Below are 11,433 nucleotides of genomic sequence, written 5' to 3' on the forward strand. Positions count from 1 at the left end.
GTTACTCCGCCTCCACGACGTCTTCGAGATCGTGACTCCGAGCTTGTAGCGGCACGTACGCTGACGCGCCTGTGCCGTCGATTACATCGATAACCTCCTTCCGCTGGTGCGGGCGGACGTCACAGACGTGGGCGTAGTCACAGTAGCGACAGCCGGCGTCCGCCGGGTCGAGGACCGTCGGCTGGAATTGCCCCGCTTCGATACCGGAGACGAGCTCCCCGAGGCGCCGTGGCGTCGTCTCCTCGATGAACTGGCGGAACGCCTCATGGGTCTCGAAGTATGGGTGGGAGTACCGGAGCAGCGGCGTGTCGACATCGTCGTCGCTTCCATAATAGACTGCCATCTCCTGTGAGGTGAGAAGTCCGCTACGAGAACTGACGGCACCCGGAGGCGCGACCTGGTAGTACGCGCCACCGACCACTTCGATATCGTCGAGTGCTGCTTCAGCCATCAACGCGTACAGTTGGAGTTGGAACTTCTGCCCGCTCAGCGCATCCGTTTCGCTGGGAATTGCGCTTCCGGTTTTGTAATCCCGGACGACCACCTGTGTCGGGTCTGTGCCCGGGACCGTCTCAACGCGGTCGATGAGCCCGTGTATTGGGACAGTGCCGTGTGGTGTCTCGATTGCTGCGGGGTCGTCGCTGAGTGGCGTGCCCGCGTCGTAGGGACTGCCGATCCGACCTTCGAACCACGTCGGTCGAGCGGTCGTTTTTCCGGGTTCTTCTGCCTCGTGATCGAGGAACCGATAGAACAGCCCTCGCGCAATTGGCCGACCGTTCCGTGTCTCACGGGGCCCGTAGTATGGATTCGTGTCTGGCGTTCCGAGTCCGGCGAGAACGGTCGTCAGCCATTCTCTTTGAAACGCTGTCTGAGCGTTATCGTCAAACGCATTGTCAAGCCGCTCGAGTCCGGTGTCGAGAAGTTGCTGTTGCCGTGTTTCGAAATCACCGCGTGGGTGAACTGGCTCGCCGTCGCTCGTCTGTAACGACCGGTAGTAGTGTTCGAGTACGTCGTGGATGTACGAGCCGCGGTCGCTCGCGTCGGGTTCCCGGGTTACGCGATCCGACGCTTCGATGCCGAGCACACGACGCATGTAGTATTTGAACCCACAGGCGGCATACGTCTCCAAGCGACTCGGACTGTACGGCTCGCGGTCGAGCGTGTCGTGAATTTCAGAGACGGTCTCTGCTGTGAGCTGGCCGTCGTAGGACGTTAGTTCGGGACCTGCTCGTGCCGCGGCGCACGCAATCCCCGCTTGAATACGGGCCTGTTGTGCGGTGCTAACTGACCCGGCTTCGACTGCTTCAGTGAGTAGGTCGTGAACTCGCGCTTCGGATGTCTCAGGGAGAGCGTCGCCGATCGCCCGGTGGATGTCTTCTGGGCATCCCGGTTCGCTGTCGGTTGGCGCAAGAGTCACCGCTGCGAGATCGACAAGCCGCCGCAGTTCAGTCAGGATGTCCGCTTCGGCGTGGGGGTCACCGCTCGCGCTCTGCTGGGGGACGGAGAGCTGAACTGTTGGTGTCCGCCCGAGGAGGACACTCAGGTGATATCGCGCCTCTGTCGAGACATCGGTCTGTTCGAAGTCGGGATGTGCCTCGTAGATGGGCCGTGTAAAGGCCGTTTGCTCTGTCGCTGACGGGAAATGAGTCGCCGTGACGCCGAGAACGTACACGTGTTCGAACTCTCGGAGCGCACTCTCGGCGAGATTACAGACAACAACGCTCTCATCGGGCGGCCGGCTGCTCTGTTGGATCGAGACGCCATGGAGGGCGCGTTCGAGCCGGTCAACGCTGTCACCGACCTCGAGATCTGCCAGCGGGGCTGTAAGCGTGAGTGTCTCGAGCACCCGGCCGAGACGCTCACGAGCGCGCAACTCACGCGCTCGAAGCGGCGATGCGAGGTCCTGTTCACCTTCCAGGGCGGCCGATACACCGAGACGCTCAAGCAGGGCGTCAAGTTGGGCGGGGAGATCCTCAAGTGGGGTCTCCGATAGGGTGCCAATTTCCTGCGTTAGGCCGGTGATCGTTGCCGCAAGCTCGTCATCAACGTGTTCGAGCGTCGATTCAAGCTGATTCGTCTCAACCCTCGCTGTCACCCGGGCGAGTTCGTGGTAATCGAGCCCCTCCCCGGCTTCCGTCATAGTGACCAGTGGGTTCGTGAGGAGGTCGAGGAGCGTGTCGATGCGACGCGGTTCCTGTGTTAGTTGACAGACCGTCTGGACAACACCCCCGAGGGCCGTTTCGGTGAGTGGACTCTCGGTTTGGAGCGTGAACGGGAGCTCATACATCTCGAACGCTTCCCGCACCTGGTCAGCGTACTGGACCGGACTCGTGAGAACGACACCGATATCCTCGGCCGCCGTTCCCGTCGAGATTTGACTCCGGATATCGCGAGCCACGGCACGGATCTCATCGGGGACCGTTTCGGATTCGGTGAGCGTCAGATTCAGCGCCGCCGCGTTGATGTCACTGGTTGACGGCGATTGATCGGGGTGCCGGTAGAGACTGCGAGTGATGCGCCGTCGCATTTCGATCGTCGACGAGTCGGGCTCAGTGTGGTGTCGTCGAACGAAGTCCCGGTCGGCATACGTCTCGAGTGCCCGCGCGGCTCCCGCATCAACACCCGGAGCGGAGTCGTCGTCGATCTGCTTGGGGAGGAGCGCGATCGTTGGCCACGCGTCGACGAGTCGTTCGAGGAAGTCGGCTTCGAGCGCGTCAAATCGCGTGAACCCACCGAGCACGACGGCCTCAACAGAGGGAAACGCGTCTGTGAGCGATGTTTCCGCCGTCGTGGCGTGAGACATCCGCTCGGTCCGGTACGTCTCTGGGAGTTCATCAGCAAGGATCGCGTGGCGGGCAGATTCGATCGCTTCGGCCAGCTCGGCGACGGCGTCCGCGCGGTCGCTCACGCCCTCTTGTTCGAGGCGCTGCCGCATTGCGTCCGGTGAGAGCAGTCCGGCGAACTCCAGTTCGGTGAACAGCGTCTCAGCCTCCTGTACGAGCCCTGATCGGGGGAACTCACCGCCAGTGTTGAGCGGATTCGTCGGCGACGAGATCCCTTCGACACCGAGTTCGACGAGTCGGAGGAGGAGTGGCCGGTCGACGTGGGTCACCCGACCCTTGTACTGGTCCAGTTCATAGTACCGTGAAACGAGATTGTCCAGCGTGTCGACACGGAGTCCTGCTGAGGGGCCGAACGCCGTCCAGCGGTCTTCCGTTGCGTCTTGTGGATGGTCCTGTTGGCCAATGTAGAGAATGCTGTCGGGCTGTGTCCCCACGCGATCAGAAAGAATGTCGAACGCTCGAGACTCGAGTTCAGGTAAATCAGGCCCAGTAAGTAACAGCCGGAGAGACATACTCTATCCGTTATCCGAGCAGGATATTAGTACCTCAAACGGTAGGATGATTGGAGCCTCTGGGGCCGTTGTAGAAAGGAAATCTCCCGCTGAATAACCAGAGATCAACCGCTTGTACTGGTCTATCTAACTATTCTGAGAGGAAGACGATAAAAATGATGGTGAACCGCGAGCGCCGCGGCTCGTGATCGGGGCGGACGCGGCGGCAGAACGGGGTGGCTAGCCGAACTCGATGTCGGGGAAGACCTCGTTATACATGTCGATGATGAATATCTTCTTGCGCCAGATGATCTCCTCGTTGTCTCGGTGGTCCATCTCGTCCGCGACGATGAGGTTCAGCAGCACCCAGCAGTTGTAGAGCAGCAGGCACAGCGTGAAGAAGAACCGCCGGACGCCGAGGCACCGACTCCGTGGGTTCGCCAAGAAGTTCTGCTTGATGTCGCGGAACGCCGTCTCGATGCTCCACCGCTTCCGGTAGAGCTGGCCGACGCCGAACGCAGTCGTTTCAGCGCGTCGCGGCCCGGTGCCGCTCGGATGGAGCCCACGAGCCTCTACGTCCAAGCTCGTGATGAACGCCGCGTACTCCACTTCAGTCCCGTCGTCTTCATCCTCGTCGTCCTCTTCGTTGGGTGCGTTCATCCCCGGCAACGTGGTCTGTGATGACCCGTCGTTCGTCTCGCCCTGCTTCCGCTTCTCGCCCTTCTTCGTGACCGAGCGCGTGATCTTCTCCAAGGCGAGCAGCGTCGTCTTGTGCATCGTGTGGTCGGCACCCTCTATCTCGTAGTCTGTCCAATCGGCGCGGCCTTCGGCTCCCTCGGCGAGAAACTCCTTGACTGCGCCGCGGGTCTTCCGCTTCTTGATGACGTAGTCAAGGCCGCAGTGCGTGATGTACGAGCATATCTTTTGCGTTCCGTATTCGCTGTCTGCGTACACGTTGTTCACGTTCACGAGGCTGCGAGCGCGGTCGATGAGGTAGCGCACGCACTGGTACTGCTCGTCGTCCTTCACCTTCGAGACTGACGCCAGGACGATGGCGCGACCGCGGTAGATGGCGGTGAGCGTGATGTCCTCGTACGCGTAGCCAGTCTCGTACTTCGGGTAGCGGTGGAGGACGCCGTCGGGCTCCTCGACGTTGGTGTCGTTGCGGTTGTGGTACTCGCGGGCTGTCCCGTCGATACAGATGTCAACAGGCCGGTCCAGCATCCCGCGCTCTCTCAGCATCTCCACCTGCTTGTCGATCCCGTGCTCCGTGCGCTTGTGCCACGACTCACCTTCGCCGAAGTCGCGGTCCTCGGGGTTGACCGACCAGTCGTAGGAGGTCTCGCCCGGAACCAGTGCGTTGTTGCGTGCGTAGTTGAGTTCGGCGAGCTTTCGAGAGTAGTTTCGGAGCGGCTTCGCCAGTGCCTCTGAGCACATGTAATCGTCGTCGGTGACGCGGTGCTCGGACACGTACACGTCTCTGCCGCCGGTCACCGATTCGTTGCGCCGGCTCGTGAATGTCGCCTGCTCGGTCAGCTTGTCGGCGTCGATTCTCTTGTTCGGCCCGCGCCCGTAGTCGATAACGTCGTTGAAGAGCTCGCGGTACTCCTTGAACACGCGGTCGCGCGTCTGTTGCTCGATCCGGTGCTCGTCCGGAATTTCTGTGTCTTCCTCGGGTTCCGTCGGCAGGAACTCGTGTATCTGTTCGTCGATGTCCTCGACGAGGTTGAAGTCGTGGCCCTTCAGCTTCGCAGCGATGCGAGCAGCTGCGAATCGGACATGCTCACGGAAGGTCGATCGGTATCGCTCCCACCATTGCGTGGAGAACGTCGTGCGGTTGGGTACTTTGCCGTCCTCGAACCCGAATCCGGAAGCAATCTCGGGGTTCTGTTCAAGATACCACTGAAGGGAGTCGAATCCGCTGATGTCGTCCGAGATCATCTTGAGAATGTATGCCCGTATCATCGCCATCCCGTTGAACGAGGAGTTGATAAGATCGTCTTGCGGGACAACGTCAACGACCTCGTACTGAAGCTGGTCGGCGATTGAATCCCGATTCGCGTAGGACTCCGCACGCGCTTGCTCGATGGCTTCTATTAGCTCCGCGGACTTCCCAGAGTAGTCATCTGGTTCGGAGAGCGCAGCGGAAAGCTGGTTTTGACGGGTATTTGAGACGTGCTCAGAGATATCCGCAGTCGTGTACGGCCCACCCGAATCCTCCAAGACAGGAAGGGCGTCGTCGGGTAGGTGATCGGTCATACATCAGATCAGCGCTTCTTAACTTATAAAATAACGGCTCTGTTGAAATCCTCGGTAGGTGATATATTCTGACCCGGTTGCGGTCAATACAGGGGACTCATACACCAGATTAGACGAAGTATTTTGTTATCAGAGCTATTGTTTGATGGGTGAGATGATGAAGAACGCGAACCCCAGTCCGATACCACTCCCAATCGTGCGATGAAATTCAACTGGGCCAGAAAAGAATAATACTTGAACGAAGAGTGAGGCTAAAGCTTCAACAAAGAATCCAAAAAGAGCATTCTGGCGAGAAGACAACTGGTAGTTATTCATATTTGAATTTAAATAGTATCAAGTGGTAAACATTTACCTCCGGTTTTAATTTTTAATCCGCCCCTCAATACGCAGCCTTCAGCGACTGGATGTTCTAGGTGAAAATATGTCTGAAAATAGGATTTCAACAGGGCACTTTGTAAAATTCGGAGTGCTTGATCGATGTCTATCAACGCTCTCTCGTTACAGCCCAACCTTTCGGAGCGGATACCACATTATAAACGGGAGTGACACGCCGACAATGATGATCAAGAGAAACATTACCGAGTCAGAGACCCCAAGAGCATCTTGACCGAGTGTCACAACTACCGCATTCACAGCAAGGATAGCGAGTCCGATCAGGCCGTATCCTATGATACGGTTGTCAAAATCACCACCTGACTCCCGATACTCTCTCTTGTAGTCTTCGACTAATCGTCCAATCATTGGATCAATTTTCTCACAAAATATAATAAGTTTTCTGGCCCGCTCTACGAGCTGATCGTTACAACCTCTTCATATCCGACCGGTGGTGGGGACGCATCTTCAAGATGGAGAAGCGGCGGGTCCGAACCGTAGGTGAGCATGTCTGTATCTTCATCCATCCAGATACCACTCACTAGTGGTTGGATCGCAGCCTCACAGACCCCAAAGGCACATTTGTCGATATCACGGTAAGCCGATGTAATGTTTGTCGTGTCTTTGAGCTCATCAATTGCGAACCCCACGAGTCCTCCAAGGACTGAGCCGAGTGCGGCACCCGGAATAGAAGCAGCCAGTCCTCCGAGAATAGCTCCTAAAGCGGACGTAATAACCTCAGTTGTTAGGTCACCGAGAACCTTCTCGTAATCAATTGAAGCGCCAAGTTGGCGGTGGGGGTTTTGGTCAGTGACTGTGGTGTCACACGCTGTTCCATCTGGGCTGTCAATAAAGTACGCGCCAACTCTGTTGATCGAATCTTTTGCCCCTGCCGCAATTTCTTCAAGAATGTCTCGTAGTAGAGACTTCTGCTGTGTAGAGATGCCCGACGGATCCGTTGCTTCTCGGATGGGACCCCAGATATCTGTATATTCGTTTTCATCTGACTTTACATTCACGCCCTGAGTACTCGCTTCCTGTTCGTTCTGATCGTCGAAAATAGAGGCTTCCACCTGACTGACTATGTCCTTAGAGACGGCAAGAACGTCACCACTATCCGACTGATGTGAATGGGAATCGATCGAATCTGCTGATTGAATTGACCGAACGAACGCCGTAGCGTCGGTTTCTCCCGTTTCCGTGTTGCGAGCGACCGCAATGGAGTATACCTTGTCATCCTCAACCGTGCGATCAACACGAACTTCGACGTCAGCTTGGGACTGATCTTGGCTTGCTTTCTGCTTAGACGCAGCAGTAGTTCCTGACAGAGCGGAGAACCCTGCGGTAGCACCAACGATTCGACCGAATCTTCTGCGATTGATCGGATTAACCACAGATTAAATCTATCGCCATTTGTATTCATGCCATTGGTTCGGAAAAATACGAAGTAATCGACTTTTAACGAGAAGTAACTACCCCCTACTACACTCTCGCGTTTTATCCAAATTTCATTTCGGCTCAAAGTAGTTGTAATCAAGAATACAGTGACCCGCCTCAGCATACCTTACGTCTCTAGTAGTTTGTAGGAAAGTCTTAAGTTAAATAACACTTAACTGTAAATGAAGCCATGTCGAGCCCCGCCACCGATGAACTCGCCACTATCCTCCTCAAGCGCTATGAGTGTCTCAACGCACTCGTCAACCATCCCCAAGCCAAACCCGAACTCGTTGACACACTCAATATGCCTCGTTCAACTCTTGATGATGTCGTTCGTGAACTTGAACGGGCTGATCTCGTTGAATACGGAGATGGAGACTGGTATCCAACACAGTCAGGCCGGTTAGCCTGCTGCGCACACCGCGACTACCTCGACCGACTCAACAGCCTCAAAAATATTTCATCAATGATTGATTCCGTGGGCACTGGTGAGAAGGTCAGTTGGGCGTTCATCAACGGTGCGGACACCTACGAAAACCACTCAAGTGTTCAGGACGCCGTGATGACTGAGCTCCTAGACTTTGCCGAAGTAGCCACTGAGATTCGTGTTGTAACACCGAATATTGTTTCTGGGTATGCTGACAATTTCTACCAAAGCGGGATTTCAGGGCAAGATACCACGTTCGAGATAATCATTCCTCCAGAGATCCATACCTGGTTTCAATCAACGCATCCGTCAGCAGCGAAGAATATACTTAACGATCCGAATATAGACATTTTACAGACTTCCATCCCATTCTCATTCGGGCTTTCAATATTTGACCACGACCACGCAGGAATCACAATCTTCACTGAACATGGGATAGCTGGTCTGCTTGTCAACGATACCGACGACGCACTCGCCTGGGCGGAGGAACAGTACAAGCGTGTGAAACGGGATGCAGAGCCCCTCTTTCTGCGCGGAGCGTCTACCAACACCCAATTAGATAGCTCAACAAGTCAGTTCTGATCTGAATATTGTAGGAAATATACTCTTTACTCATATCGCAACGGGCGCAGATCGTCCACACCCCGTACAAGCACGGTGGATTATTGAGCTATCCCAGTGTTCATAGAGTGTCAAGAAGATCAGTTCGTCAAGTACGCCACGGAAGGTTATGTCCTTCCGCACTGTGGGACAGATCAGAACAACGTGCTGGGGAAGTGTATAGCGATGTTTGGAGATCTTTGAGGAGTATCGAGAAACGGATCGGCGGGCCAAATGGCTCGCCTTCTCAGTAAACCGGAGAATCTGCGATTTCGGGAGGGCCTTCATTTCGTGGAATTACAGGTCGAATATGTAACTCTCTGAGGATATTGATCATCTAGAGTCAGTAGTCACGAAAATTTGACCCTGTTGAATCCTCTTTTTTGGACAGATTCTCATCTGAAACAGCCGTTCGATGAGAGATGCTAATTCAGTACTGGGAATCATCATTTCACCGTGTCATTTCCGCCGAATCCAATATTAATATCAATTTCCCCGTCTATCTGCTGTTCATCGCGGCCAACACAGTCCATAGTCGCCGTGAGCGTCTGTACCTCGGTTCTATCGAGAAACAGGGAAACACACCTCCAAGCCTTGGTTCAGGTAGACGTCCTCAAATTGCTGCTCGTTGAGTCCCCGCTGCTCGGCCATCGCGTCGAAGAGGTCTATCAACGCCTCGCGGGCTTCGTCTTCGAGCTCGGCCAGTTTGTCGTCCTCGATTTATTCCCGACGATACACAGATTCGTGTGCACATCGTTCACGAGCCTGAACGCGTGTCTCGTCGGGTACTCCGTCGGGTGAAGTTGCTGAATACCTTCTGCCATCACATTCTTACCCACATGATCAAGAACTGTGGTTCTTCGCCGCATGGACAACGATAAGATGGCCGAGACAGCAATTATCGAACGTGCTGCGCCCCCGAGACCCACCCGAACCAGACGAAGCCCTCGATGGGATGGTCGTCAACCGCTGCTAGGTCGTCGCCGATCTCGTTGTGGAGTTCGAGGACGACTACGACCCGTCGCGCGGGACCGTGCGGAATCTGTTAGAATGCCTCGTTGAAGAGCAGTCGGTCGAACGCGTGAAGCACGCGAACGGTACAGTGACGTATCGGTGAGTAGAGTAGTTCTCTCGATCACCAGCTCGTCCGAGGTCGCAGTAACACCGTATTAATTCCGCTACTGCGAGTCACCAAGAATCATCGTTTGAGGTACTAGATATTAACCTTCGGGAGAAACCGGAGGTCGCGTTAAGTTAGAGGATGAGGCGGACGAGTTTTGAGTGTCTATGGCAGAATTCGACCGTCTCAACAACAGACGACGCGATGGTTTCTGACTGAGCTACACCGGCGCTACCAGCTCAATGATGTGGATTCCTCGTCGATGACGCAGACTATCTCGGATCAGTTCTCGCTGAAGACGGCTATCGATTTCAAGTCATTCAACATGGAAATCGGAATGCCATTGAACGTGTCTTTTGAGAAATAGAACGACGAACATCATCGTTTACAGATGCTTTTAGCCATGTTGCGCTAGAGACAGCTCAAAATTGGCTTGAAGCCGTCGCAGTCTACCACAATTCACGTCAAACTTAACACGACCAACATGAGCAGGGACGCCAGCCCTGCTACCACCGGCCCCGCGAACTCCTTGATGACCACGACGATGATGAAGACGCCGACCGGCCTCCACGATATTCAGTGGAGGAGCCTGGGGGCCTACTCGTGTGACTCCTCCAGCTACTCGTAGGCCTCGGAGATGATCCCAACGAGGTCATACCGACAAACGAAGTCGGTTGCCTCAGTCGCGTGGATCCAATTCCAGTCGAGGAACTGATCGTGGATATCCTCGACAAACCACCGGTACTGTTTCTCTTTCGGGAACAACTCCAAGAGCGTCTCCGGCGGCAGGCCGTTGAGTACGGGCCACGTCAACAGTAGGACAGCCTCAGAGTCACCAACCTGGGTGTTGTTCGTCTTCGGGGCCGTAGTCGAGTAGGTGAAACAGCAGATGATCACCGCTCGAGTTCCTGCCCGTCCTGAAGGTGATTCCGTGGACGACGGCGAGTAGGGTACCAGATCGACCCCCAGCGGGTCGACGTCGCTGAGCTCTTCCAACAGATCGGAGTTCGAGTTGTTGGGGAACGGTGACGGATCTTCCTTACTCGCACGTGCCGAGGGCACTATTTGCAGCTCATGGGTACCCCGGCTGGGCCTCCACCGAACAGCGTTCGTCTTGGGGTACTTCCGGATATCGAGTCCGGCCTGCTTGGCGTTTTGATAGAACTCCTTTTGCGTGGACAGCCAGACAATCCGGTCACTCCCATCGTCGACTGTGACGGCGACGTCTCCGTCGAGCTCGGGCAGGTCGCTTGTCGCGAGATCTCCGAAGTAAATCTCGTCACCCTCACCCAGCTTCGTGAGCGGGACGCCCGTGGAGGTCCCCGGAACTGGCCTGTCTTCGTCTTCCTCACTGGAGGCCTCGACGAGCGGCTCCGGTAGCGGAAGATGCGTGTCGGAGCCGTTGTCACGGAGGGTGGCGACGCCCACGAACCCGGTCAGGCCCTCGTCGTCATCGGGGCCACCGCCTTCGGAGTCAAAGTCGGAGGCGATCTCCTGGTAGGAACGGTCATCCCCCACTTCATCTGACTCCTCCAGGCCACGTTGGATCTCAGCACTTAATTCGTCCTCGGCAGATGTGCTCTCGGACCCCTCATCCTCTTGGGCCACCACAGCCGCCGCTCGTTCGATGTTCTGTTGGAACGACTCCTTCGCTTTGGGGCGCGATCCTTCCTTTTCGGCCGGTTTGCCTGTCGTTGTGAATGCCTTACTACTGTCGGCGTCGCTCCTCTTCGCCTGTCGGTGCCCATCCGAGGAACCGGCACCTCTCGGTGTCTCACCTCCCTCTTGGTCGGTCCCCCGACCGCGATGGTTGTCACTACTGTCTGAGTCTCGCTCCTCGCCGGACATGTTCGCAAATAATAATGTTGTCAGACAATACTTAAT

Annotated in this window: 7 protein-coding genes and 2 pseudogenes; 3 read left to right on the forward strand and 6 right to left on the reverse strand. The window is 55.9% G+C overall.

Translation table 11 applies throughout. From position 1 onward, the window contains the following. Position 1: 1 nt before the first annotated feature. The 4 genes from C469_RS09615 to C469_RS16335 all read right to left on the reverse strand — a co-directional run bounded on the left by C469_RS09615 (position 2) and on the right by C469_RS16335 (position 7,359). On the reverse strand, positions 2-3,355 hold the full coding sequence (locus C469_RS09615; protein WP_049911228.1) for a PD-(D/E)XK nuclease family protein: 3,354 nt from the start codon (positions 3,353-3,355) through the stop codon (positions 2-4). Positions 3,356-3,574: 219 nt separating this feature from the next. Next, a complete protein-coding gene (locus tag C469_RS09620) occupies positions 3,575-5,593 on the reverse strand; it encodes a transposase (RefSeq protein ID WP_082230128.1) in 2,019 nt (672 codons plus the stop codon). A gap of 135 nt (positions 5,594-5,728) precedes the next feature. After that, complete coding sequence (locus C469_RS16765; RefSeq protein ID WP_147587274.1) at positions 5,729-5,908, reverse strand: hypothetical protein; 180 nt, start codon at positions 5,906-5,908, stop codon at positions 5,729-5,731. Positions 5,909-6,378: 470 nt separating this feature from the next. Next, positions 6,379-7,359 carry a hypothetical protein gene (locus C469_RS16335; RefSeq protein WP_241429995.1) on the reverse strand — a complete coding sequence of 327 codons (981 nt, stop codon included), beginning with the start codon at positions 7,357-7,359 and terminating at the stop codon, positions 6,379-6,381. Positions 7,360-7,592: 233 nt separating this feature from the next. Here C469_RS16335 and C469_RS16340 point away from each other — a divergent pair, with 233 nt between their 5' ends. Further along, positions 7,593-8,411: a helix-turn-helix transcriptional regulator gene (locus tag C469_RS16340; protein WP_008006106.1), complete on the forward strand. Its 819-nt coding sequence runs from the start codon at positions 7,593-7,595 to the stop codon at positions 8,409-8,411. A gap of 117 nt (positions 8,412-8,528) precedes the next feature. On the opposite strand, the pseudogene C469_RS16345 reads toward C469_RS16340, so the two are convergent. Next, positions 8,529-8,717: pseudogene (locus C469_RS16345) on the reverse strand (IS5/IS1182 family transposase); the annotation flags it as partial. 252 nt (positions 8,718-8,969) lie between these two features. Here C469_RS16345 and C469_RS09630 point away from each other — a divergent pair. Together C469_RS09630 and C469_RS17845 are read left to right on the forward strand one after the other, a co-directional pair. Further along, on the forward strand, positions 8,970-9,230 hold the full coding sequence (locus C469_RS09630) for a hypothetical protein (RefSeq protein ID WP_049911231.1): 261 nt from the start codon (positions 8,970-8,972) through the stop codon (positions 9,228-9,230). Positions 9,231-9,733: 503 nt separating this feature from the next. Further along, positions 9,734-10,023, forward strand: a pseudogene (locus C469_RS17845) (IS6 family transposase); the annotation flags it as partial. A 144-nt stretch (positions 10,024-10,167) separates the two neighbouring features. On the opposite strand, the gene C469_RS09635 reads toward C469_RS17845, so the two are convergent. Beyond that, a complete protein-coding gene (locus C469_RS09635; protein WP_147587275.1) occupies positions 10,168-11,397 on the reverse strand; it encodes a hypothetical protein in 1,230 nt (409 codons plus the stop codon). Between the last annotated feature and the right edge of the window lie 36 nt (positions 11,398-11,433).

Origin of the sequence: Halorubrum lipolyticum DSM 21995, assembly GCF_000337375.1 — an archaeon.
In the GTDB taxonomy this organism is placed as follows: Archaea; Halobacteriota; Halobacteria; order Halobacteriales; family Haloferacaceae; genus Halorubrum; species Halorubrum lipolyticum.